Annotated in this window: 18 protein-coding genes; 10 read left to right on the top strand and 8 right to left on the bottom strand. The window is 35.2% G+C overall.

The window, feature by feature from the left end; translation table 11 throughout:
- Positions 1-110: 110 nt before the first annotated feature.
- Entirely contained in the window at positions 111-782 is a 672-nt protein-coding gene (locus ACSVH5_RS06500; protein WP_438060637.1) for a DedA family protein, read from the top strand.
- Between the two features lie 117 nt (positions 783-899).
- Here the strand turns inward: ACSVH5_RS06500 and groL are convergent, their stop codons facing one another.
- The 7 genes from groL to miaB form a co-directional block, all read right to left on the bottom strand.
- A complete protein-coding gene (gene groL / locus ACSVH5_RS06495; RefSeq protein WP_064716469.1) occupies positions 900-2,531 on the bottom strand; it encodes a chaperonin GroEL in 1,632 nt (543 codons plus the stop codon).
- A 70-nt stretch (positions 2,532-2,601) separates the two neighbouring features.
- The gene (locus ACSVH5_RS06490) at positions 2,602-2,877 is read right to left on the bottom strand and encodes a co-chaperone GroES (RefSeq protein WP_024982279.1); all 276 of its coding nucleotides are present in this window, start codon (positions 2,875-2,877) and stop codon (positions 2,602-2,604) included.
- Positions 2,878-3,018: 141 nt separating this feature from the next.
- Positions 3,019-3,357 (bottom strand): preprotein translocase subunit SecG, encoded by a 339-nt coding sequence (gene secG, locus ACSVH5_RS06485; protein ID WP_438060636.1) that lies wholly within the window; start codon positions 3,355-3,357, stop codon positions 3,019-3,021.
- A 3-nt stretch (positions 3,358-3,360) separates the two neighbouring features.
- On the bottom strand, positions 3,361-4,212 hold the full coding sequence (locus ACSVH5_RS06480; protein ID WP_438060635.1) for a tetratricopeptide repeat protein: 852 nt from the start codon (positions 4,210-4,212) through the stop codon (positions 3,361-3,363).
- Between the two features lie 27 nt (positions 4,213-4,239).
- A complete protein-coding gene (locus ACSVH5_RS06475; RefSeq protein ID WP_438060634.1) occupies positions 4,240-4,743 on the bottom strand; it encodes an LptE family protein in 504 nt (167 codons plus the stop codon).
- Positions 4,744-4,824: 81 nt separating this feature from the next.
- The gene (locus ACSVH5_RS06470) at positions 4,825-6,078 is read right to left on the bottom strand and encodes a sigma-54 interaction domain-containing protein (RefSeq protein ID WP_438060633.1); all 1,254 of its coding nucleotides are present in this window, start codon (positions 6,076-6,078) and stop codon (positions 4,825-4,827) included.
- An 88-nt stretch (positions 6,079-6,166) separates the two neighbouring features.
- Positions 6,167-7,612 (bottom strand): tRNA (N6-isopentenyl adenosine(37)-C2)-methylthiotransferase MiaB, encoded by a 1,446-nt coding sequence (miaB, locus tag ACSVH5_RS06465; RefSeq protein ID WP_438060632.1) that lies wholly within the window; start codon positions 7,610-7,612, stop codon positions 6,167-6,169.
- Positions 7,613-7,927: 315 nt separating this feature from the next.
- Between miaB and topA the strand changes: the two genes are divergently transcribed.
- The 7 genes from topA (at position 7,928) to ACSVH5_RS06430 (ending at position 17,575) form a co-directional block, all read left to right on the top strand.
- Positions 7,928-10,462: a type I DNA topoisomerase gene (gene topA, locus ACSVH5_RS06460; protein ID WP_438060631.1), complete on the top strand. Its 2,535-nt coding sequence runs from the start codon at positions 7,928-7,930 to the stop codon at positions 10,460-10,462.
- A gap of 3 nt (positions 10,463-10,465) precedes the next feature.
- A complete protein-coding gene (locus ACSVH5_RS06455; protein WP_438060630.1) occupies positions 10,466-11,617 on the top strand; it encodes a formimidoylglutamase in 1,152 nt (383 codons plus the stop codon).
- 107 nt (positions 11,618-11,724) lie between these two features.
- A complete protein-coding gene (gene gldK / locus ACSVH5_RS06450) occupies positions 11,725-13,122 on the top strand; it encodes a gliding motility lipoprotein GldK (protein ID WP_438060629.1) in 1,398 nt (465 codons plus the stop codon).
- 59 nt (positions 13,123-13,181) lie between these two features.
- The gene (gene gldL, locus ACSVH5_RS06445; RefSeq protein ID WP_438060628.1) at positions 13,182-13,826 is read left to right on the top strand and encodes a gliding motility protein GldL; all 645 of its coding nucleotides are present in this window, start codon (positions 13,182-13,184) and stop codon (positions 13,824-13,826) included.
- Between the two features lie 49 nt (positions 13,827-13,875).
- A complete protein-coding gene (gene gldM / locus ACSVH5_RS06440; protein ID WP_438060627.1) occupies positions 13,876-15,411 on the top strand; it encodes a gliding motility protein GldM in 1,536 nt (511 codons plus the stop codon).
- 46 nt (positions 15,412-15,457) lie between these two features.
- On the top strand, positions 15,458-16,447 hold the full coding sequence (gldN, locus tag ACSVH5_RS06435) for a gliding motility protein GldN (protein ID WP_438060626.1): 990 nt from the start codon (positions 15,458-15,460) through the stop codon (positions 16,445-16,447).
- A gap of 75 nt (positions 16,448-16,522) precedes the next feature.
- On the top strand, positions 16,523-17,575 hold the full coding sequence (locus tag ACSVH5_RS06430) for an NAD(P)/FAD-dependent oxidoreductase (RefSeq protein WP_438060890.1): 1,053 nt from the start codon (positions 16,523-16,525) through the stop codon (positions 17,573-17,575).
- Position 17,576: 1 nt separating this feature from the next.
- Here the strand turns inward: ACSVH5_RS06430 and ACSVH5_RS06425 are convergent, their stop codons facing one another.
- Complete coding sequence (locus ACSVH5_RS06425) at positions 17,577-17,963, bottom strand: DUF983 domain-containing protein (RefSeq protein ID WP_438060625.1); 387 nt, start codon at positions 17,961-17,963, stop codon at positions 17,577-17,579.
- Positions 17,964-18,026: 63 nt separating this feature from the next.
- Between ACSVH5_RS06425 and abc-f the strand changes: the two genes are divergently transcribed.
- Entirely contained in the window at positions 18,027-19,940 is a 1,914-nt protein-coding gene (gene abc-f / locus ACSVH5_RS06420; RefSeq protein WP_438060624.1) for a ribosomal protection-like ABC-F family protein, read from the top strand.
- Between the two features lie 1,064 nt (positions 19,941-21,004).
- The coding region (locus ACSVH5_RS06415) for a beta strand repeat-containing protein (protein ID WP_438060623.1) at positions 21,005-24,972 on the top strand (3,968 nt) is incomplete at its 3' end.

Raw genomic sequence — 24,972 nt, 5'->3', positions numbered from 1 at the left:
GGGTGTTTTTTTTAAACCGTTAATAAAAGTTTAAAATCGGGGTTTATTTTGTGCCTTTGTTAAAAAATGCCTATTTTCACCAACTTATAAATCCAAATTTAAGCCCGAATATGAATAATTTTGAATGGACCCAATTATTAAATCCTGAGTTTTATATCACATTGAGTATTGGTGGCGTTCAAATTGGGTTGTATGTGGTTTTGTTTATCGTATTTGCCGAAACAGGACTGTTTGCTGGTTTTTTTCTTCCAGGTGATAGTTTACTTTTTCTTTCAGGAATTTATAGTCGTAGTTTAGTTGAAAATCTTTTCGTGGTTGAAAGTGATTTTATCAACGTAACGTTCTTGTCTGTTATGGTTGCTATTGCTGGAGTATTAGGGAATATGGTAGGCTATTGGTTTGGTGCCAAAAGTGGGTATTATTTATTCAAAAAAGAAGATACTTTTTGGTTTAAGAAAAAGTATTTATTACAATCGAAAGATTTCTTCGAAAAGTATGGAGGAAAAGCTATTATCTATGCTAGATTTTTACCTATTTTCAGAACGTTTGCTCCTATAGTGGCGGGTATTGTTTCTATGGATAAAAAGAAATTTATGTTCTTCAATATTTTAAGTTCTTTTTTGTGGGCGTTTCTTTTAATATTTGCTGGACATTATTTGTATGGGGTTTTTCTTGAATATGGTATCGACTTGAAAAAACACATTGAATATATTGTAATTGGGATTATTTTGGTTTCTACTTTTCCAGTTTTTATGAAAATGTTGAAGAAGAGACCTGAATAATTTAGTCCATAGTAAATAGTGATCAGTCCTTAGTTGATTTATACAAACAAAAAATCCGAAGCTAAACTTCGGATTTTTTTTATTTCTAACTTCGTATATCGTACCTCGTACTTGAAATTACATCATTCCAGGCATTCCGCCTCCCATTGGCATTCCGCCTCCGGCATTTTCTTCTTTAATATCAATCAAAGCACATTCTGTAGTTAAGATCATTCCAGAAACAGAAGCTGCGTTTTCTAAAGCTACACGAGTTACTTTTTTAGGATCGATAATACCTGCTTTTAGCATATCTGTATATTCGTCGGTTTTGGCATTGTAACCAAAATCTCCAGTTGCTTCAGCTACTTTGGCTACTACTACAGAACCCTCTAATCCAGCGTTTTCTACGATAGTTCTCAAAGGAGCTTCTACCGCACGAGATACGATTTGGATACCAGTTGCTTCATCAGCGTTGTCTGCTTTTAGTGTGCTTAGAACAGTTTTTGCTCTCAATAATGCTACACCACCACCAGCAACAATACCTTCTTCTACAGCGGCACGAGTAGCGTGTAAAGCATCGTCAACTCTGTCTTTTTTCTCTTTCATTTCTACTTCAGAAGCAGCACCTACATAAAGAACAGCAACACCACCAGCTAGTTTAGCCAAACGCTCTTGTAATTTTTCTTTATCATAATCAGAAGTCGTAGTTTCCATTTGACCTTTGATTTGGTTCACACGGTTTTTGATCAATTCCGTATCTCCAGCACCGTTTACAATAGTAGTATTGTCTTTGTCGATAGTTACTCTGTTGGCAGTTCCTAACATATCGATAGTAGTGTTTTCTAGCGTATAGCCTCTTTCTTCAGAGATTACAGTTCCTCCTGTTAAGATAGCGATATCCTCCAACATAGCTTTTCTTCTATCTCCAAAACCAGGTGCTTTTACAGCAGCAATTTTCAAGGCACCACGTAATTTGTTTACTACCAATGTTGATAAAGCTTCGCCATCAACATCTTCTGCAATAATTAATAATGGTTTTCCTGATTGCGCTACCGGTTCTAAAACTGGCAATAATTCTTTTAATGAAGAAACTTTTTTATCGTATAAAAGGATGAATGGATTCTCTAATTCAGCTTCCATTTTCTCTGGATTCGTTACGAAGTAAGGAGATAAATAACCTCTGTCGAATTGCATTCCTTCTACTACATCTACAAAGGTTTCGGTTCCTTTGGCTTCCTCAACAGTGATTACACCTTCTTTTCCAACTTTTGCGAAAGCAGTAGCGATTAATTCACCAATTACTTCGTCATTGTTAGCAGAAATAGAAGCAATTTGTTTGATTTTCTCAGAATCGCTTCCTACAACTTTAGCTTGTTTGGCTAAGTCGGCAACAATAGCTTCAACGGCTTTGTCGATTCCTCTTTTTAAATCCATTGGATTGGCTCCAGCGGCTACGTTTTTTAAACCTTCTTTTACGATGGCTTGTGCTAAAACAGTTGCAGTTGTAGTACCATCACCCGCTAAGTCGTTGGTTTTTGAAGCTACTTCTTTTACCATTTGAGCTCCCATATTTTCTAATGGGTCTTTCAATTCGATTTCTTTAGCTACCGTTACACCGTCTTTCGTTACATTTGGTCCTCCAAAAGCTTTTCCAATAATAACATTACGTCCTTTTGGTCCAAGTGTTACTTTTACTGCATTAGCTAATGCGTCTACCCCACGTTTTAAACCGTCACGTGCTTCAATATCAAATTTAATATCTTTTGCCATTTTTTTATTTTTTTAGAATAATTAATAAATTGAAGGGACAAGTTGCGACTTGTCCGTACTGTTTAATTTTTTAGATAATTGCAAGAATATCATCCTCGCGCATAATCAAATAATCGGTTCCTTCTAATTTTAATTCTGTACCCGCATATTTACCATAAAGTACGGTATCGCCTACTTTTACTGTCATTGCGTGGTCTTTGGTTCCATTACCAACAGCAATTACAGTTCCTTTTTGAGGTTTTTCTTTTGCGGTATCAGGAATAAAAATCCCTGAAGCTGTTTTTGTTTCAGCGGCAACAGGTTCGATAAGAACTCTATCCGATAGGGGTTTAATGTTTAATGCCATGGTTTTTATTTTTTATTTAGAATTAATTTTTAATCGATTCTTGAATTTCAGAAATTGTGCCAACCCTTATAAACTGACAATTTTTCCTAAAAAAAATGCCAGCTTTGACAGGCTGGCATTTTTATAATGTATGTGTTTCTCTTATTTTGTAGCAGGTGCAGCAGGAGTTGCAGGTGCATTTTGAACTGGAGCTGTTTGAGGAGCAGCAGTTTCTGTTTTTTCGATGATTTTAGAATCGGTATCACTCATAGAACCAGTGAAACTTAAGCTTGAAAGCAAAATTAAAGCAATCAAGATAGTAGCTAATGTCCAAGTACTTTTATCTAAGAAGTCAGTCGTTTTTTGAACACCACCCAACATTTGTGATCCTCCTATTGATGATGATAATCCGCCACCTTTAGGGTTTTGAACCATAATTACTACGATTAGTAAAAAACAAACTATAGTTATTAAAACTAAAAAAATTGAAAATGTGCTCATTGTTTAATTATTGTTATTTTGTAAATTCCTTATTTCTGATATATGGTCTGCAAAGAAACTACTTTTTTCTGGATATTTCAAAATTAATATTTCATAAGCTTGTATCGCTTTTTGATATTTTTTTTGTTCCAAGTAAACTCTTGCTAAAGTCTCTGTCATTAAGTGGGTATTGTCTGAAGAATTGAGTTCAAATTGTGGGGCTGGAGCAGTGCCAGGTTTGATTGGCGCAATTTTAGGATTGGTTTCTATGAACTTATCAATCAATGCTGCTTTTTTCTTTCTTTCTTCTTCCATACTATCTTCGAAGGTTTTTGAATTGTTTTCTATACTTCGGTCGATAGGCTGTGTTCTCGATAATTGTAACCATTCCTGAAAGGAGTGCTTTTCATTTGGAGTGAAGTCAATGGGTTTGCCGAGTTCAATAACCGATTCCGATTTGTTTTCGGAAATAGTATCGTTATTATTAGTCGCTTCTTTTATAGACGTTAGTATAGATAATTCTAGTGCTTTTTGTTGTTGTTCCAAAATAGTTTTTGGATGTACGATTTCACTATCTACCACTTCCATATTCATAAGCTCAAGATTTTTTTTGTCGTACAAGTCATTTTGAAGGGTGTCAAAATGCTCTGAGGTAATGAAATCAAATAATATAGAACGGTCTGTGGTATGCGCAGCTGTAACCTTTAAGGCATAATTGTATTTGAAACTATTTTGGTTGAAAAGACCTTTTAAACGTAAGGCTCTTGCGCTTTGAAAGTATGGAAATTCATTCAGAATATTGCCAAGTGCATCCGTATAGGCACTATTAATAGTGTCGGGTTTGTTTATCAAAAAGGTATAATCAGTAACGTTCATTTTATAGTCAAGATAGGATTAATTGGTTTACCACTTAGCAAGTGATTCATTAAAAATGTCTTGCGAAATTCTATCAAAAATTTCTTTTAGACCCGCACTCAATGTTGGACCCGTTAATTGTTGATTGGCATCATAATCATAGAAAAACTCAAATGATTTTTCAAAGTTATCGGTTTCTTTGTTTTTATTAGTAAAACGAACATTAATTCTGATCTTCAAACGGTTTTGTGCAGCACGCTGATCGGCCGTTGCAGTCATTGGGCTGATTCTGTAATCGGTAATTTCTCCGTCGTAAACTAAATCTCCGCCGTTTTTTACCAAGTTCAAATTGGTTTGATTCTGAATTAAATCTTGTAATTGTAAGGTGAACGTTCTGTCTATTCCAGGTTCAATCAATTCGGCATTGTTTTGGAAAAAATTCACCTGAAATGTTTTAGCATCAATTTTACCAGAACCAGTAAAGTTGTATACGCCACAGCTATTCAGTGTGAAAAGGCAAATGATTGCAAATAAAAAAAATAATTTTCTCATAAAGTTGTGGTGAAAGGAATACCATTTTAAGTTCTTAGTTCCAAATTTATTCAAATATAGTAATTTGGAATTTATTCATTTTTATAAATCGAATTGTTTGATTTTTCGATACAAAGTACGTTCTGAAATTCCCAATTCATCGGCGGCCGCCTTTCGTTTTCCTTTGTTTTTTTCTAACGACTTTTTAATCAACTCAATTTCTTTTTGTTCTAGTTTGAGGATTTCTTCCTCTTCAATCGTTTCGGCAAAAAGATAATTTTCCTCAGGTTCTTGATAATTGTTATCAATATTTTGAGTGGTAATTACTGCTGTTCTTGGCTCTTCTTCAAATTCAATTTCGCTATCTGATTTTGAACCATATAGCTTTTGAATTAGGTTTTGATTGGTTTCTTGCACTTTTGAACTTCCGTTTTGCATTAATTCCAACGTTAGCTTTTTTAAATCATGCAAGTCGCTTTTCATATCAAAAAGAACTTTGTATAAAATTTCTCTTTCGGTATTAAAATCGCTTTCGCTTTTCTTGTCTTTGATGACAGAAGGCAAATTACTGCTCTCCATTGGGAGATACGATTGTAAAGTAGCCGCACTAATATCGCGATTGGTTTCTAAAACGGAAATTTGCTCTGCAACGTTTCTTAGCTGTCTGATATTTCCGCTCCAACGGAATTTTTGTAAAACATGAACGGCGTTATCGTCTAGCTTTAGTGGTGGCATTTTGTATTTATGCGCAAAATCGGCAGCAAATTTTCTAAACAATAAATGAATGTCGTCTTTACGATCACGGAGTGGTGGCAAAGTAATATCCACTGTACTTAAACGATAGTATAAATCTTCTCTGAATTTTCCTTTTTCAATGGCATCAAAAAGATTAACATTGGTGGCTGCCACAATTCGAACGTTCGTTTTTTGTACTTGAGACGAACCAACTTTTAGGAATTCACCATTTTCAAGAATACGTAGTAAACGAACTTGAGTAGTAAGAGGGAGTTCTCCCACTTCGTCTAGAAATATGGTTCCGCCATCGGCAACTTCAAAATAGCCTTCTCGAGTATTCGTTGCTCCAGTAAAAGCGCCTTTCTCGTGACCAAAAAGCTCGCTATCAATAGTTCCTTCTGGGATGGCGCCACAGTTTACAGCAATGTATTTGCCGTGTTTTCTATGGGAAAGAGAATGGATGATTCTTGGGATATTTTCTTTACCTACACCACTTTCGCCAGAAACCAGCACCGAAATATCTGTTGGAGCCACTTGAATGGCTTTTTCAATGGCGCGATTGAGTTTGGGGTCATTCCCAATAATTTCAAATCGTTGTTTTATTGCTTGAACTGTTTCCATATTGTTTTGTTTAAAGGTTTAAGTGTTTAATGGTTTGAAGTTGTTTTGGGGACGGACTTTAAACCATTTTAAACTATTAAACTTTTTCTTAATTCATCTCGCTAAGCCCAATTGCTTTACCAATAAGCGTAGCACCTGTTGTTCGTTCTACTAGTACATTAACAAAATCACCAATTTTATAATTCTCCTTAGGAAAAACAACAGTGATGCTTTGTGAATTTCTTCCTGAGAATTCGTTTGGCGACTTTTTGGATACTTTTTCAACTAAAACTTCTACGGTTTGACCTATGTATTGTTCTGTTCTGTATCGAGCGTGGGCTTGTTGTAAATCTACAATTTCTTGTAATCTTCTTGCTTTTGTTTCTTCTGGAACGTCATCTTCCATTTTTCTTCCTGCTAAAGTTCCTGGGCGTTCAGAGTAGCTGTACATGTACCCAAAACTATATTTAACATAGTCCATCAGTTTCAATGTATCTTGATGGTCCTGCTCGGTTTCGGTTGGGAATCCCGCAATCATGTCCTGTGAAATAGCACAATTTGGTATAATTGCATTGATTTTGTCAATCAATGCTATATATTCTTCACGAGTATGCAAACGATTCATCTCTTTTAGAATTCGGTTGCTTCCGGATTGAACAGGTAAATGGATATGTTTACAAATGTTTGGGTATTTTGCTATTACATGCAAAATGCTTTCATGCATGTCTTGCGGATTGGAAGTCGAAAAACGAATTCTCATTTTTGGAAATCCTACAGCTACCATTTCGAGTAATTGGTCAAAATCTACCGCTGTGGCTTTTTGCATTTCAGAAGCATTGACAAAGTCCTTTTTCAATCCGCCACCATACCATAAATAACTGTCTACGTTTTGTCCTAAAAGCGTTACTTCTTTGTAGCCATTATTCCATAAATCTTTAATTTCGTTCAGAATGCTCTGCGGGTCACGACTACGTTCGCGACCACGAGTAAATGGGACTACACAAAACGTACACATGTTATCACAACCTCTAGTGATAGAAACAAAGGCAGTAATTCCGTTGGTCATTAAACGAACGGGAGAAATGTCGCCATACGTTTCCTCTTTGGATAGGATTACATTAATAGCATCACGACCTTCTTCAACTTCATTTAGTAAGTTTGGTAAGTCTTTGTATGCATCAGGACCAACTACCAAGTCTACAATTTTTTCTTCTTCTAAAAATTGACTTTTTAAACGTTCCGCCATACATCCTAAAACGCCAACTTTCATTTTTGGATTGATTCGTTTTACGGCATTGTATTTTTCTAATCTTTTACGAATAGTTTGCTCTGCTTTGTCTCTAATTGAACAGGTGTTTACTAAAACTAAATCAGCTTCTTCTAGTTTTTGAGTAGTGTTGTATCCATTAGTAGATAATATCGAGGCAACAACTTCACTATCAGAAAAGTTCATAGCGCAGCCATAACTTTCTATAAAGAGTTTTTTTGAGTTTTCTGGTTTATTTTCTAAAACAAGACTTTCGCCTTGTTTACTTTCTTCAATAATCTTTTCCATGGGTATTTTAAAACCGCAAATATAAGCGAAAATTAACGAATATGACAAGATGTCAGATTAAGAATTAACATTGTTTTTAGAGTTTTCTTTATGTTGTAAATCATGATTTAATGGGATAAAGAACGAATTACTGGCAGTGTTTTTTATTTATTTAATTAAGGTAAAAAATAGTTTCATTGTTTTTTGGAAGCCTCCAAAATGGCACTTTTGATCGTTTAAAGATTATGCAATTCAACTATAAAATTTACTTTTAAAGTGTAATAATCTTGAAATTTAAAAAAATCCTATACTTTTGCCGACACAAACAATCGGGATATGGCAAAGAATTTAGTAATAGTGGAGTCACCTGCAAAGGCCAAAACAATCGAAAAATTTCTAGGAAGTGAGTTTCAAGTGGAGTCAAGTTATGGGCATATTGCCGACTTGCCTTCCAAAGAAATAGGGGTAGATGTTGAAAATGGATTCAAACCCAAGTATGAAGTTTCTTCGGACAAAAAGGCTTTGGTGAGTAAACTAAGAACACTTTCTAAGAATGCCGAAATGGTTTGGTTAGCGAGCGATGAGGACCGTGAGGGAGAAGCTATTTCTTGGCATTTAGCAGAAGAGTTAAAATTAGATGCTAAAAAAACCAAACGTATCGTTTTTCATGAAATTACGAAGAATGCTATTCTGAAAGCCATTGATAATCCTCGTGAGATTGACTATAATTTAGTGAATGCTCAGCAGGCTCGTCGTGTTTTGGACCGATTAGTAGGGTATGAGTTGTCTCCAGTACTTTGGAGAAAAATCAAAGGAGGACTTTCTGCAGGACGTGTACAATCTGTTTCAGTTCGTTTGATTGTGGAACGTGAAAGAGAAATTCAGAATTTTACACCAACAGCTAGTTATTCAGTTGTTGCCGAGTTTACTAACGAAGCAGGAAAAACGGTTAAAGCTAAGTTGCCTAAAAGTTTTGCTACCAAACAAGAAGCACAAGATTTTTTAAATAAAAATACCAACTCCTTATATAAGGTTTCAGATTTAGAAACGAAACCAACGAAAAAATCACCTACCGCACCTTTTACCACTTCAACCTTACAACAAGAAGCGGCTCGTAAATTGTATTTACCAGTTGGAATCACGATGCAGTTAGCACAACGTTTGTATGAGGCGGGATTGATTACTTATATGAGAACGGACAGTGTGAATTTGTCTAAAGAAGCGATGGATGCGGCTCAAGCTGAAATCATAAAATCTTACGGAAAGGAATTTTCTAAGCCACGAACTTTTGCTAATAAAAGCAAAGGAGCACAAGAAGCACACGAGGCAATTCGTCCAACAGACATGTCTTTGCATTCCGTAAATGTGGATAGAGATCAAGCGCGTTTGTACGATTTGATTTGGAAAAGAACTTTAGCTTCTCAAATGAGTGATGCCGAATTAGAGCGTACCAATGTAAAAATTGAAGCGAATAATCACAGTGAGGTTTTTGTGGCTTCTGGCGAAGTGTTGCTTTTTGAAGGTTTTCTAAAAGTTTACTTAGAAGGACATGATGATGATGAGGAAGAGCAAGAAGGGATGTTGCCTGCTTTGAAAGTAAATGAGCCATTGGCCAACTCATTCATAACGGCAACAGAACGTTATTCTCGACCTGCTGCAAGGTATACAGAGGCTTCTTTGGTGAAGAAGTTAGAGGAACTTGGTATTGGTCGTCCGTCTACTTATGCGCCAACAATTTCTACGATTATCAATAGAAATTATGTTGAAAAAGGAACGTTAGAAGGGCAAGAACGAAATTATACACAACTTACACTTCAAGCAGGAAAAATAGCTGAAAAAGTATTAAAAGAAAATACAGGTTCTGATAAAGGAAAATTAGTACCTACAGATATTGGGACCATAGTAACAGATTTCTTGGTGAAAAATTTTGGTTCTATTTTGGATTATAATTTTACTGCAAAAGTGGAGCAAGATTTCGATGAGATTGCAGAGGGCAACATCGAATGGGCTAAAATGATGCAAGAGTTCTACGATAAGTTTCATCCTAATGTAAAAGATGTTGAGGCAAATGCAGATCGAGAAAGTGGAGAACGTATTTTAGGAATTGATCCAGTCTCAGGAAAACCTGTTTCGGTTCGTTTAGGTAAGTTTGGTCCAATGGCTCAAATTGGAGATGCTGAAGATGAAGACAAAAAGTTTGCTAGTTTGCGTAACGAACAAAATATCGGAAACATAACTTTAGAAGAGGCACTGAATTTATTTTTATTACCAAAGAATTTAGGTACCTATAAAGGAGAAGAAGTTGAAGTAAGTAACGGACGTTTTGGACCTTATGTTCGTCACGGAGCAGTTTTTATTTCTTTGCCAAGAGGTGAAGACCCATTGGATGTTTCTTTGGTACGTGCGCAAGAATTAATTGATGAAAAAGCATTGGCCGATGCGCCTATTGCTGTTTATAAAGGAGAAAGTGTACAGAAAGGAACCGGAAGATTTGGTCCTTTTATTAAATGGAATGGCATTTTCATCAATGTTTCGAAAAAATTTGATTTTGATAATTTGTCTCAAGCGGATATTGAGTTTTTAATTGAGGATAAATTACAAAAGAACATAGATAAAGTCATTCACAATTGGGAAGACGAAGGAATTTTAGTTGAAAAAGCACGCTGGGGACGTTCGGTTATTACAAAAGGTAAGATAAAAATCGAATTAAGTAAAGATGTTGATGCGTCGAAACTGACTTTAGCCGAAGTTCAGGAAATGATTGCAAAGAAAACACCTGTGAAAAAAGCTCCTGCGAAAAAGGCAGCAGCAAAAAAGGCAACGGCAAAGAAAACCACCACCGCAAAAAAAACGGTAACTAAAAAAAAGTAAACCATGGAGTTTGATTTTCTTGTACCTATAGATAATGAAATCATAGATTTTAAAAATGAATTGTCTGCTCAGCATATTGGTGGAAGTATTGCCTTGCATACTGATGACGCGTTTCCAGATTTAAACGAAGTTAAGATTGCTTTACTTGGAGTGCTTGAGAATAGAGGTGCAGATAATGTGCAATCTGTGGTTGATTTGAGCGCAGTACGTAAATCATTTTATGGGTTGTTCTTAGGAAACTGGCAAATGGGAATTGCAGATTTAGGTGATATTTTACCCGGTAATACGGCTATGGACACATATTTTGCAGTTAAGAAAGTAGTCGCTAGTTTGATTAAAAAAGGAATTGTTCCAATTGTTATTGGAGGTTCGCAAGACTTAACTTATGCGCTTTATAGGGCTTATGATGAGTTAGAACAAATGGTGAATTTAGTTGCGATTGATAATAGATTTGATTTTGGAAAAGAAACAGAGCGCTTATCAAGCACTTCGTATTTAACGAAAATGGTCATTGATTCTCCTAATAATCTATTTAACTATTGTAATATTGGTTATCAAACGTATTATAATTCTCAGGAAGAGATTGATATAATAGAAAAATTGTATTTTGATGCCTACAGATTAGGAGAGATTTCTAATAATATTGCACTCGCAGAGCCTGTTTTTAGAGATGCTGATGTAGTAAGTTTAGATTTAACAGCTGTAAAGTCTTCGGATTCCGGAAATTTTAATATTTTCGCGCCGAATGGATTTAATGGGAAGGAGATATGTTCTTTGTCTCGCTATGCGGGAATAAGTGATAAGGTGTCTTTGTTTGGTATTTTTAATCATTATAATACAGTACAAGAAGCCGTTTTAATTGCGCAAATTATATGGTATTTTATTGAAGGGTACCAATTTCGTTCTGGAGAATATCCCTTTGGTACTAAAGAAAATTATATCAAATACATCGTGCCACTAGAAGAAGATGAGCTGGTTTTTTATAAAAGTAATAAAACCGATCGCTGGTGGATTGAAATTCCTTTTTTGATTAATGGCAACAATAAATTGAAAAGGAATACGTTGTTACCCTGTTCGTATGAAGAGTATTTAGCGGCTTGCAACCAAGAGTTGCCTGAGCGATGGTGGAAAGCTCAGCGTAAAAACAGCGTTTAAAAGAAAATAAAAAAAAGAGAGATTTGTTACTTGTAAAAATTGTTTATTTAAAAAATAATAAATAGGTTTACAAACTTTAAATAATGAATAGTTAACCCCAAATTTGTATGAAAAAAATCATTGTGTTTACGGCATTTTTAACTTTGTTAATTAGCTGTGGTAAATCAAGCGATAAAGGAGAATTAGTAGGTGTTAAAGGAGGTAAGTGGCACCCAGAAAAGCCGTATGGAATGACGTTGGTTCCAGGAGGTTCTTTTATTATGGGTAAATCAGATCAAGATATTGCCGCTGTCGACGATGCTCCCACTAAAACCGTTACCGTGCGTTCCTTTTACATGGACGAAACCGAAATTACGAATAGACAGTATCGTCAATTTGTTGAATGGGTAAAAGATTCAACAATTAGAATGCGTTTAGCAATTCTAGCAGACATGAATGGGCAGAAAGCTGCCGATAGCAAAGGTAAAAATGCTGGAAGTATTGGAGATTTTGCCTTTAATGATTCTGACCCTGCCAAGATGACTGCTTACGATAAGTACATGTATGACAACTATTATAGTGTAGGTAATGAAAAAGATCCTTATGCTTCTAGAAAATTAAATCGTAAGGTAAAATTGATCAAAGACACTAAAAAATATCCAGATGAATATTATACTGAAGTTATGGATTCAATGTATTTACCAATGGACCAATCCTACAACGGTCTAAGAACAATTGATGTAAATAAATTGAAATACAAGTATACATGGATGGATATTCAAGCAGCAGCAAAAGCAAAGACAGGATCTAGAAAAGAATTTGTTAGAACTGAAGAAATAAATATATATCCTGATACAACAGTTTGGATTAAAGATTATGCTTATTCTTATAATGAACCTATGCATAATGACTATTTTTGGCATGAGGCTTATGGAGAATATCCCGTTGTTGGTGTGAAATGGACCCAGGCTAAAGCTTTCTGTGCTTGGAGAACTCAAAATAAAAACACCTATATTAAAAACAAACAAAAAGGACGCAATTTGGTGAATTCTTTCCGTTTGCCAACTGAAGCAGAGTGGGAATATTCTGCAAGGGGTGGTCTAGAATCTGCAACTTACCCATGGGGAGGTCCGTATACAAAAAATGACCGCGGATGTTTCATGGCAAACTTTAAGCCAAGTCGTGGAGATTATGCTGCAGATAATGCATTATATACCGTAGAAGCAAAGTCATATGACCCAAATGGTTATAATTTATACAATATGGCAGGTAATGTTTCAGAATGGACCAATGATGCCTACGATCCAAATGGATTCGAATATGTTTCGACTATGAACCCTAATGTTTCAGATAATTCAAATAAACGTAAAGTAGTACGTGGAGGTTCTTGGAAAGACGTAGCCTACTTTTTACAAGTAAGTACCAGAGATTTTGAATATGCAGATTCTGCAAGAAGTTTTATCGGTTTTAGAACGGTTCAAGATTACATGGGGACTCAAGTAACAGGAAATAAAGGAAAAAAATAATACAGTAAACAATAAAACCAAATCTAAATATTTTAAATTAACCTAAAAAACAAATTATTATGGCAATTTTAAGCAAAAAAGCAATGAATTTCGCTTACGGGATGGGAGCGGCAGTAGTTATTATCGGTGCATTATTCAAAATTACACACTTTGAAATTGGACCACTTACAGGAACTTTAATGTTATCTATTGGTTTAGTAACTGAAGCAGTAATTTTTGCCTTATCTGCATTCGAACCAGTTGAAGACGAATTGGATTGGACTTTAGTATATCCAGAATTAGCCAATGGTCAAGCAAAATCTCAAGTTAAAAAAGAAGAGAAAGTTGACGCTCAAGGAATTTTATCTCAAAAATTAGATGCAATGTTGAAAGAAGCTAAAATTGACTCTGAGTTGATGTCAAGTTTAGGAAATAGCATCAAAAATTTTGAAGGAGCGGCTAAAGCAATTTCTCCAACAGTGGATTCAATTGCTTCTACTAAAAAATACAGCGAAGAGTTATCTATGGCTGCAGCTCAAATGGAATCCTTGAATAGTTTATACAAAGTTCAATTAGAAAGTGCTTCAAGAAATGCTGAAGCGAACAAAGAAATTGCTGAAAATGCAAGCAAATTGAAAGAGCAAATGGCTTCTATGACTGCAAATATTGCTTCATTAAACAATGTTTATGGAGGTATGCTTTCTGCAATGAACAACAAAGGATAATTAGTTTTAAACTACAATTATTATTTATTAAACTAATTATTTAGAAAAAATGGCAGGAGGAAAATTAACCCCTAGACAGAAGATGATCAACCTGATGTATCTGGTTTTCATCGCAATGTTAGCAATGAACATGTCCAAAGAAGTATTATCTGCTTTTGGATTAATGAACGAAAAATTTGAGAGTGCAAATGCAGCTTCTACTCAGACAAATCAGTCTTTATTAATGACTTTAGACACCAAAGCTTCAGAAGCAAAAGGTGATTTCGTGGCTGCTGCTGCAACAGCTCATAAAGTTGAGGTCATCACTAAAGAATTTGATGCCTATATTGCGACTTTAAAAGCAGATGTATTAAAAGGTTTTACTGTTGATTCGGAAACCGGAAAATTGCCATATGAAAGTATGGACAAAGGTGACAATATCGATAACTGGTTCATTGGTGAAGGATACACCAAAAAAGGGAACGAGATTATTGAAAAGATTGAAAAGTACAAAGCAGATATGAAAGCTGCTTTAGGAACTGATAAAAAATATGCTTCTATCGTTAAGGAAGTTGAAAGTAAGTTTAGTGTAGCTGATGTTAAAAATAAAGAGGGTGTAAATATAAAATATTTAAACTATCACTTTAAAGGATTCCCTGCTGTAGCTTCAGTAGCAAAATTATCAGCTTGGCAAAATGATGTTAAAAAAGCAGAAGCAGACGTTTACAATTCTGCCTTAGGAAAAGCAGCTGTTGAAGCAGCATCTTACAGTAACTATCAAGCGATTGTAGTATTGGATAAAAATGCTTATTTCCAAGGGGAACAGGTAACTGGTAAAGTAGTTTTGGGTCGTTATGATGAGAACACGAAACCAACATCTTTCCAAGGGCCAGGTAAATTGGTAAACGGTCAAGCCATGATATCTCTTACTGCAGGAGGTGTTGGTGAACAAAACATCAACGGACAGTTTTCGTTCTTAGAAGATGGAAAAACAATACCATTAAAATTTGCAGGGAAATATGTAGTTGTTCCAAGACCTAATTCTGCTACTATTGCAGCTGAAAAAATGAACGTTGTGTATCGTGGTGTGGTGAATCCAATGGCGATTTCTTTTGCTGGAATTTCTGATAAAGATGTTGTGGCAACTGCACCTGGTTTGACTAAAGTAGGTAATGGTAAGTACAACATGAGTCCAGGAAATGGAACAGAAGTGGTAATAAATGTTTCAGGTAAAATGTCTGACGGGAAAATTGCTACGGATAAAAAAGTATATAGAATAAAAGGTATTCCTGGTCCATCTGGTACTATTAGAGGAGAAATGGGTGTTGTTAAAGGACCTAAATCCAATCTTCAGGTGGCAACCATTGGCGCTAAATTAGTTGATTTTGATTTTGATGTAGTTCTAGATGTTGTAGGATTTAATTTTAAAATAGCTGGACAACCTACAGTTGTAGTACAAGGAAATCGTTTAAATGCACAATGTATCTCTGCACTTACAAAGGCAGGAAGAGGGGATCAAGTTACAATTTCTGAGATCAAGACTAAATTAGTTGGAAGTTCATTGTTATTACCAAGAACTTCTCCAGTAATTTTTGAAATACAATAATAGTACGTTTGTAAAAACTACTCCAATATTTTATAAGGACACCATGATGAATGTAAGAATTTTTTTAGTAGCTATTGTCACTATCTTAGGTAGTGTGACTGGGTTTGCACAATCCAATCTTTTGAATGCCAAAAAGCCTAGTGAAATTGGACTTAAGACTGCAGCGCAACGTATTTCTGATAATGATAAACCATTAGCTTATGGTTATGTTCATGATAGAGATATATTGATGGGCAAAACAACATGGGAAATTATTGATTTAGGAGAAAAAATCAATTTTCCTTTGTATTTCCCTATTGATACTGCTAATATTGGGCCAGACCGACGTTCGTTGTATGATGTTTTAACTAAAGCAATGAAATCTGGTAAAATTACCGAAGTATATACCGATAGTTATTTTAATACCAAAAAATCGCTAAAAGATATACAAGCTTCTTTATCTCGTATTGATACTACTGATGCAGGACGTGAATTAATCAATCAAGACCCTGATGCCTACAGAACAAGAGTGGTTAAGAAAAAAGTTGTTACTGGAACTGGAAAAAAGAAAACCGTAACGTATGTTGACGAAACGGTTGGTCCTACTAAATCAATTCCTTCTGAATATATCTTAAAGCAAGATCTTACTGCGCAAGATGTTAGTCAATATAAGATTAAAGGGTTTTGGTATTTTGATAAACGTCAAAGTGAATTAAAGTATCGTTTGCTTGGAATTTGTCCTGTAACACCCGATGTTTACACGATGAATAGTGAAGAGAAAGATTATATAGAATTGTTTTGGATCTTTTTCCCAGCTGCAAGAGAAGTATTGCATGAGGCAAAAACATTTAATGAAAAAAACTCCTCAATGCCAGTATCTTTCGATCAGATTTTAAATTCTAGAAGATTTAATGCTGTTGTATATAAAGAAGAAAATATCTATGGTGATCGTGCTATTGAAGATTACATGAAAGATAATTCTCAAAATCAACTTTTAGAGTCGGAAAGAATTAAAGAAAAAATTCGCAATTTCGAACAAGATATGTGGAACTACTAATGCAATTAGTTCATTCACCAAAAAACTCTTACTATAAGGTAAGAGTTTTTTGTTTTTAACCTTATGGATATTGATATGATTGATTATTTAATCGTAGGTGCTGGTTTAGCTGGAATTTCTTTTGCAGAATTGGCAATAAATAATGGAAAACAAGTTGTTGTTTTTGATAATGATTCACAAAATTCTTCTCGTATTGCTGGAGGCCTTTATAATCCGGTTATTCTTAAGCGTTTTTCTGAAGTTTGGGATGCTGAAAATCAGTTAAAAGATATGGCCGATTTTTATGATTCTTTGAAGGATAAGTTTTCGGTTACTTTGGATCATAAATTACCTATATACAGGAAATTTTTTTCTGTTGAAGAGCAAAACAATTGGTTTTTGGCAGCTGATAAAAAAGCGCTTTCTCCTTTTTTATCTACAAACTTACAATTTTTAAATTTTAAAGGGATTCATGCGCCATATGGTTATGGTGAAGTACTACATACTGGGTATGTTGATACAGCACTACTTTTACAGCACTACCATGATTTCCTTAAAAAATTCGGGTGGTATCGTAAGGAAGAATTCAACTATTCTGCTTTGTCTCTAAAAGATGATAGAGTAGCGTATAATGGAGTTGAAGCTAAACATGTCATTTTTGCCGAAGGCTTTGGTTTACATAATAATCCTTATTTTAATTTTTTGCCTCTTGATGGCACCAAAGGGGAATTGTTTATTATAAAAGCAAACGACTTGAATATTGACGTTATTGTAAATACAAGTGTTTTTATTTTACCTTTAGGAGAGGGACTTTTTAAAGTAGGCGCAACGTATAATTGGAAAGATAAAACGGATTTGCCAACAAAAGAAGGGCGTATAGAATTGATAGAACGCATTAAGGAAATCATCAATTGTGATTTTGAGGTAGTGCAGCACTTTGCTGGAGTCAGGCCAACAGTGAGGGATCGTAAACCTCTTGTGGGTACTCATAATCTTTATCCTCAACTTCATATTTTGAATGGACTCGGAACGAGAGGGGTTATGCTTGGACCATCAATGGCAAAGGCATTATATAATCAAATCGAAAATAAAATGCCTTTGGTTCCAGAAATCAATTGGGTAAGATTTCTAAATAAGAATTGGAAATAATTTATAATTTATTTGAGTTGCTGGGGTCATAACTTATAAATAAGTTGATATAAATATTTCTTGACCATCTTAAGATCCATGGAAATAAAAGTAACAATGCACCAAGGATGACAAAAAAAGAGTTTTTTACAGAGGTTTTAAGAAACACATAGGATATAATAAATGCTGCTATGCCTACAGCTACATTTAAGGCGTAACTAACATACATTGAGCCATAAAAGAATGAGGGTTCTATTTGATACCTCAATCCACAATGGCTGCAAGTTTCATTCATTTTTAGTACTTTACTGAGATTAAGTGGGTTTTTATCCTCGTACATGCTTTCGTTTTGGCATTTCGGACAACTTCCTGTTAAAATGCTATTTAGTTTGGATCCTTTTTTTAACATTTGCAAAAATTTTATCAAAGGTACAATTTTAGATTGTTACCGATGTAACATTAGTCACATTCTATGCTTAATATACATAATTTATCAGTTTCTTTTGGGGGGTCGTATTTGTTTGAAGAAGTTACTTTTCGTTTGGGTGCAGGCGATAGGGTTGGACTTGTAGGTAAAAATGGCGCTGGAAAATCTACCATGCTAAAGATTTTAGCTCGTGATTTTGCTCCAGACTCAGGGAGTATCGCGCAAGAAAAAGAAGTACGCATGGGGTTTCTTCGTCAAGATATTGATTTTGAAGCAGGACGTACGGTTCTTGAAGAGGCCTATGAAGCTTTTACCGAAATCAAAATTGTTGAAAAAAAGCTAGAAGAGATCAATCATCAATTGGTTTCAAGAACAGATTATGAGAGTGAAGAATATAGTCAAATCATTGAGGATTTATCGGATTATACCCATCGATTTGAGCTTTTAGGTGGGTATAATTATGTTGGTGATACCGAAAAAATTCTCTTGGGATTAGGATTTAAACGGGAAGTTTTTGATAATCAAACGGATACTTTTTCTGGTGGTTGGAGAATGCGTATTGAGCTTGCAAAATTATTATTGCAATCCAATGATATTCTTTTGCTGGATGAGCCTACCAACCATTTGGATATTGAAAGTATCATTTGGCTAGAAGGTTTTTTAAGAAATTTTCCAGGGGTTGTAGTTATTGTTTCTCACGATAAAATGTTCTTGGATAATGTAACCAACAGGACCATTGAGATTTCTTTAGGTAAAGCTTATGATTTCAATAAACCCTATTCTCAATATTTGGAATTACGTCATGAGATTAGAGAAAAACAATTGGCTACTCAAAAAAATCAAGCAAAAAAAATTGAAGAAACCGAAAAATTAATTGAGAAGTTTCGCGCCAAAGCCTCTAAAGCATCTATGGCACAATCGCTGATCAAGAAATTAGATAAAGTGGAACGTATTGAAGTAGATGAAGATGATAACTCCGTTATGAGTATTACATTTCCGGTGTCTAAAGAGCCTGGAAAAGTAGTGATTGAAGCGGTAAATGTATCTAAATCCTATGGGGATACTACTATTTTAAAAGACATCAATCTATTGGTTGAGCGGGGTAGCAAAATTGCTTTTGTTGGACAAAATGGACAAGGAAAATCAACTTTTATTAAAGCCATTGTAAATGAATTTAAATATGATGGGAATATAAAGCTAGGACATAATGTTCAGTTAGGGTATTTTGCTCAAAATCAAGCAGAGTATTTGGATGGCGAGATTACCCTTTTAGAAACCATGGAAAATGCGGCTACAGATACGAATCGAATGAAAGTGCGTGACATGTTAGGTGCCTTTTTATTTCGTGGAGATGATGTAGAAAAAAAAGTAAAAGTACTTTCTGGAGGAGAACGAAACCGATTGGCATTGTGTAAACTTTTGTTGCAACCCATCAATGTATTATTGATGGATGAGCCTACGAATCATCTTGACATCAAGTCTAAGAACGTTTTGAAAGCAGCACTTCAAAAGTTTGGAGGCACCTTATTACTAGTATCACATGATCGAGATTTTTTGCAGGGAATGTCAAACATAGTGTATGAATTTAAGGATCAAAAAATTAAAGAATATCTTGGGGATATTAATTTTTTCTTAGAGCAACGTAACTTAGAAAACATGCGTGAAGTGGAGAAAAAAGAAATAGCGCAACAAGTCACTCCCAAAGACACTACAAAGTCTAAAACTTCCTATGAGGACCAAAAGAAGCATAAGACTTTGCACAATAGATTGAATAAAATCGAAAATCAAATCAACCAATTAGAGCTTGATATTCAACATGATGACAAAATGTTGGCCTCAAACTATGATAAACATATCGAAGATGCTAATTTTTTTGTTGCCTACAATAAAAAGAAGGAGGCATTAGATCAATTGCTTTTAGACTGGGAATTGGTACAGGAAGAAATTGATAATCTATAGGTAGGATTATACTTAAATAGGGAACCATTTTTTTTCAAACAATGATTCTATAATTCATTGGCCAAAATTTCCGTTATTAACCTAGAATCTGCATTAGACTTCCTATCGAAACTGAATTATTCAATAAAAGCAAGAACTCACGGACTATTTTTGAAGAAGGAAACAATGTTCAGCGAATACCTATGTAAAATATATACCAATGAGCTAATACTTTCGTATTTTGAATTTATCCCGAAAGCTTTAGGGAGGAGTAAGTTCTTGGTTTTAAGAGAATTCAGCTGTAGTAGCTTTCTACTACGGATTCTGGAATTAATCTATTAGATCCAATTGCCTCTTTTTTGATACTTTAAAGTAGCGTTGAAGTATAGTTGACTTGATTCTCCTATTCAGAAAAGTGGTTTAAATTCAAAATAGAAAATACTAGGCGATTTCTCACTTATTTGTGGATTGTTTCTGTCTCAAAATGAAGTTTATTTCAGCTGCTGCGCATATTTTTTTTGCAACATCTTGATTTTTAATATGTAAGAATTTATAAATCGTACTGTAATTAGAAATAATAAAATATATATTTTTTTTAACAAGACATGTATTGTTTATTTTTTTATTTTATGTCAATAGTCGATTTTTTTTGAATATTTTTTTGTTTCCAATAATTTTAATATTGGTTTTATTGTGCATTTTGTCGGTTTTTATGAACACTTTGTCGATTATTTGTCTTTTTTTGCGTAAAACATTCATTATTATTCGGTTATATAGAATAAGATGTTATTTTTGCAGGTAATAAATATTGTTTTTTTGTAATTTATTAACATTATTTTAGGATAGTATTATTAAAAGCAATGATTTTTTTTGTTTAAAACATAGGGCCTATGAATAAAAACTTTACTCCTCCTATACTTTTTTTATCTTTTTCTTCAAAGAAGTATCTTTTTTTATTTTTTTCAAGCCTTTTTTTAAAAAATCTACTTAGCATATTAGAAAACTAGTCGAGCTATCGATGATGTTACGTAATTACTTTTGACCCCATGAAAAAAATATATCTATTTATACATACTAAGTTTATAATGAAGAAAAATCTAATTTTCATTGCCTTTTTATTGTTGCTGTCTTTAAGTAAGGTTAGCGGACAAACACCAGGGTTAATTTATAGTCCTGCTTCTGGGGCTGGCAAAGCAGTATTAGACCCTAACGGTGATGGGTATACTTCTGCTTCATCATTTGGTTTTGTAACTGATGATCAAATTGAAAGCGAAATACCTTATACTTCATTAGTTTTTCCAAAGGTTGAACCAAATAGTGATTTGAGTGCAGGTCCAAGTTGTAGTTTTACAGATTTTGTTGATCAAGGGGATCAAGATCCTGTACAATCCTATATTGATGCCAGCGGAAATTGGTTGTTCAGAATGCGTATGGGGAGTTCTTCTCCCAATTCTAAAAGTTACAGTATTTTAATAGATACCGATGGATTATTTGGGGGTTCTGGTCCTAATAGAGATCCTCAGTATTCCGCTTCGAATCCTGGTTTTGAAATAGAAATTGTACTGGCTACCAATTTTGGTGTTTTTGTGTACGATGTAAATAATAATAATTGTACCCCAGTGATATCTTATGCAGGTACTACCAATTACCAAAAATCAGTCGCACTCACTACAAGTTGTGGTAATCCCGATTATTTTTATGATTTCTATGTGAAGATGAGTGATTTGACAAGCGTTTTTGCTGCTACAACCCCAAATCCAACTACAATCAATGCAACTACTCCTATGCGTATGGCCATAGTGGATAATATGGGAGCCCAAAAATCGTCAGTATGTAATCCATCATCGGCTTCAGATGTTGCAGGAACGGATTGTAATTCAGGCAATCTAGAGACTTGTTATACAGAAATTATAGACAATTACACCCCGTGTAAACCAGGGGAAGTGTGTCCAGATCGTTCAGTTTGTCCGACAATTAATGGGCCTATAGTTAATGGAGCTACTACGGTTAGTGTGACTACAAACGAAGCCATAGGTACTATTATAAAAGTGTATAGTGGGTCGACATTAATTGGAACCTCAAGTCCAACCACAACAAGCCCTCAAACATTAACAATTACAATAGCAGCAGTTGCAACTGGAGACAACATTGGAGCCACAGCTCAAGCACCTGGAGAAGGGGTTTCGATTGGGAATTGTGATGTTGAAATAGTACAAAATACTCTTGTGGTACCATGTTCTAGCGTATCACCTACTTTTTCCCAACAAAACGGCAATCAAATAAATGTTACTACTAGTCAAGGAATTGGTACAATAATAAGACTTTATGAGGTTGGTAATAGTACTCCTTTAGCGATAATTACTACAACTACTACTCCACAAACTGTTACATTTTCGACAACTGGGAACGGATTTAATGGTAGGCAATTGTATGCCACAGCTGAAGCTCCTGGGTCTGGTTGCCAATCTCCTCCTTCTAATTGTACTAACTCAGCTACTCCAGCAATAACATTTACGCCATTATCTACTTCAACATCTTCAATTTCTGGTACAGGAGTAACTGGTTCAACTATTTATTTATACGCCAATAGTGTTCAAATAGGAACCACTACTGTAGTTTCTGGTAATTGGTCGATTCCTGTTTCAGGATTAGTGGCCTGTCAATTGATTACAGCTCAACAAACAGAGCCTGGAAAATGTATTTCACCATTAACTTCATCGGTTACAGTTCAAGGAAAAGCATCAACTCCCATTCTTAACCAAACTGCTTGTATTGCTGCTTCATTAAATTCAGTACAGGTGTTTTCTTCAGAAATTGGGACAAATATTATCAAACTCTATTCTTTCAACGGTTCCACATATACTCCTATTTCTGGCTCTAGTACCAATGCAGGAAGTGTTTGGACTTTTATACCGACTGCACCAATAGCGTCAGGTACAACTATTGTAGCTAGAGTGGAAGGGGTGAATTGTAAGGCCAATAGCGATTATTCCGCTCCAGTAACTCTTTCTTTATCGCCTTCAATAACTACAGCAACAACTATAACTGGACCTGTTTTAGAAAACGCAACAACAGTTTCGGGAACAGGTGTTCCAGGAGAATGGATTCAATTGTATGTAGATGGGGCTATTCCTTATTTAGATTTGGCACAAACACTGCCTATAGGTCGCGTTCAAGTATCAACTGCTGGCAATTGGTCTGTAACCGTTAATACTAATGCTATTTATTTAGGTGCGGTATTACAAGTTAAAACAGCAACAGCTTCAACAGGTGGTTGTGAAAGTGCCTTATCGACATCATCAACTATTGTTCAATGTGTTCCTCCTGCAATTCAAACCTATAGTGGAGGTAGTAAAAGTTACTGTAATGGTCAATCGGGAACGATACAATTAGCGGCATCTGAATTGGGAGTTATTTATGAACTAGTCAATAGTACAGGTGTGAAAGTAGGGCCTTCTGTTGTAGGTACAGGTGGAGCCATTACGTTATCTACTTTTGCTTTGTCTTCAAATTTAACGGGGTTATATGTAAAAGCTTATAAACTTTTGAATACAAGTTGCTCAATAACCTCTACAGTACAAATTAATTTTGATACGCAGTTACCTTCTCCGGGGATTAACCTAACAAGTACTAATGTCTCAGTTTTAAGAGGAACTACAACTGCAGCTTTCACCTATTCAAGTCCTTCGAATTCGCCAACAAATTATAGTATTGATTTTTCTATAGCTGCTCAAAATCAAGGTTTCGCTGATGTAACTAGTACACCATTGTCTGCATCTCCAATTAATGTTACTGTCCCAACTACTGCTGCAATAGGAACTTATAATGCCATTTTAACAATTACCGGAGGGTCTTCATGTTCAAGTACTTACCCTATTTCGATAACTGTTTATACTGCTACAAGTCCACCAGTAATTACTTTACAACCAGCTCCGAGTATTATTTGTAGCGGTGCAGGAACTTCTTTTACTGTTTCAGCTACTGGAACACCAACAAGTTATCAGTGGCAGGTTAGTACAAATGGAGGAGGAACTTACTTACCAATTTCAAATGGAGGAGTTTATACTACTGCAACAACTGCAAGTGACGCAACCCTTACCATTTCAAACGGAACGGGTTTCAATGGGTACTTATATAGGGTTATTGTCACGAATGCAAATGGAAGTGTTACTTCAAATCCAGCTTTGTTGACGGTAACACCAGCCGTAATCATAAATCCTTTTTCACCAACAACGTCAACTCGTTGTCAAGGATCAGGAACTGAAACTAGAACCACTACAGCACTAAATACTACTGGAATTACCTACAATTTGGATGCAGCAAGTATAATTGGAGGGAATAGTATTGATTCGGTAACAGGTGCAGTGACTTATGCCGCAGGATGGTCAGGAACGACAACAATTACTGCTAGTGCCGCAGGTTGCGGCGGGCCAGTGACTACTACGCATGTTGTTACAATAAATAGTACACCAACTGCACCTACCGTAGGAACTATTATTAATCCTACTTGTGTAGTATCCACTGGAAGTGTTGAGTTGACTGGTTTGCCATCTACAGGAACTTGGACATTAACAAGAATGCCAGGATCTGTAACCTCTACAGGAACTGGAACATCAGTTACTATCTCTGGATTGAATCCAGGGACTTATACCTATACTGTAACGAATTCCTTTGGTTGTACTTCAGTTGCTAGTGGTAATGTTTTAATTAATGCACAGCCGGCTACGCCTGCAGAGCCAACTATCGAGACAATTAGTCCAATTTGTTCAGGAACTAATGCAGTTTTTACTATAAAAGGAACAGCTGGAAATGTGGTTACTTATACAGGAGCGATTTCAGGAACAGCTACAATTGGAGCTGGAGGAACGGTAGATGTTACCGTATCTGGAGTGATAGCGAACACCACTTTAAACATAACAAGTATTAGTAACGGAACTTGTAATAGAATGTTAACTGCTAGTGCAACGGTAATTATAAATTCGATAATAACATTGGCAGTATCTTCTAAAACCGATGCGGCTTGCTTTGGAGCCAGTACAGGTTCTGTAACTGC

Source organism: Flavobacterium sp. RSSA_27, assembly GCF_051547125.1.
GTDB lineage: Bacteria > Bacteroidota > Bacteroidia > Flavobacteriales > Flavobacteriaceae > Flavobacterium.
This window is presented reverse-complemented; position numbering and strand designations above follow the sequence as displayed.

Excerpts from the sequence above, each read along its gene's own strand:
- miaB (WP_438060632.1), bottom strand. The coding sequence starts at position 7,612 with ATGGAAAAGATTATTGAAGAAAGTAAACAAGGCGAAAGTCTTGTTTTA.
- ACSVH5_RS06480 (WP_438060635.1), bottom strand. The coding sequence starts at position 4,212 with ATGAACGTTACTGATTATACCTTTTTGATAAACAAACCCGACACTATT.
- gldK (WP_438060629.1), top strand. The coding sequence starts at position 11,725 with ATGAAAAAAATCATTGTGTTTACGGCATTTTTAACTTTGTTAATTAGC.
- gldM (WP_438060627.1), top strand. The coding sequence starts at position 13,876 with ATGGCAGGAGGAAAATTAACCCCTAGACAGAAGATGATCAACCTGATG.
- ACSVH5_RS06425 (WP_438060625.1), bottom strand. The coding sequence starts at position 17,963 with ATGTTAAAAAAAGGATCCAAACTAAATAGCATTTTAACAGGAAGTTGT.
- ACSVH5_RS06430 (WP_438060890.1), top strand. The coding sequence starts at position 16,523 with ATGATTGATTATTTAATCGTAGGTGCTGGTTTAGCTGGAATTTCTTTT.
- groL (WP_064716469.1), bottom strand. The coding sequence starts at position 2,531 with ATGGCAAAAGATATTAAATTTGATATTGAAGCACGTGACGGTTTAAAA.
- ACSVH5_RS06475 (WP_438060634.1), bottom strand. The coding sequence starts at position 4,743 with ATGAGAAAATTATTTTTTTTATTTGCAATCATTTGCCTTTTCACACTG.
- gldN (WP_438060626.1), top strand. The coding sequence starts at position 15,458 with ATGAATGTAAGAATTTTTTTAGTAGCTATTGTCACTATCTTAGGTAGT.
- ACSVH5_RS06490 (WP_024982279.1), bottom strand. The coding sequence starts at position 2,877 with ATGGCATTAAACATTAAACCCCTATCGGATAGAGTTCTTATCGAACCT.
- ACSVH5_RS06455 (WP_438060630.1), top strand. The coding sequence starts at position 10,466 with ATGGAGTTTGATTTTCTTGTACCTATAGATAATGAAATCATAGATTTT.
- abc-f (WP_438060624.1), top strand. The coding sequence starts at position 18,027 with ATGCTTAATATACATAATTTATCAGTTTCTTTTGGGGGGTCGTATTTG.
- secG (WP_438060636.1), bottom strand. The coding sequence starts at position 3,357 with ATGAGCACATTTTCAATTTTTTTAGTTTTAATAACTATAGTTTGTTTT.
- gldL (WP_438060628.1), top strand. The coding sequence starts at position 13,182 with ATGGCAATTTTAAGCAAAAAAGCAATGAATTTCGCTTACGGGATGGGA.
- ACSVH5_RS06500 (WP_438060637.1), top strand. The coding sequence starts at position 111 with ATGAATAATTTTGAATGGACCCAATTATTAAATCCTGAGTTTTATATC.
- ACSVH5_RS06470 (WP_438060633.1), bottom strand. The coding sequence starts at position 6,078 with ATGGAAACAGTTCAAGCAATAAAACAACGATTTGAAATTATTGGGAAT.
- topA (WP_438060631.1), top strand. The coding sequence starts at position 7,928 with ATGGCAAAGAATTTAGTAATAGTGGAGTCACCTGCAAAGGCCAAAACA.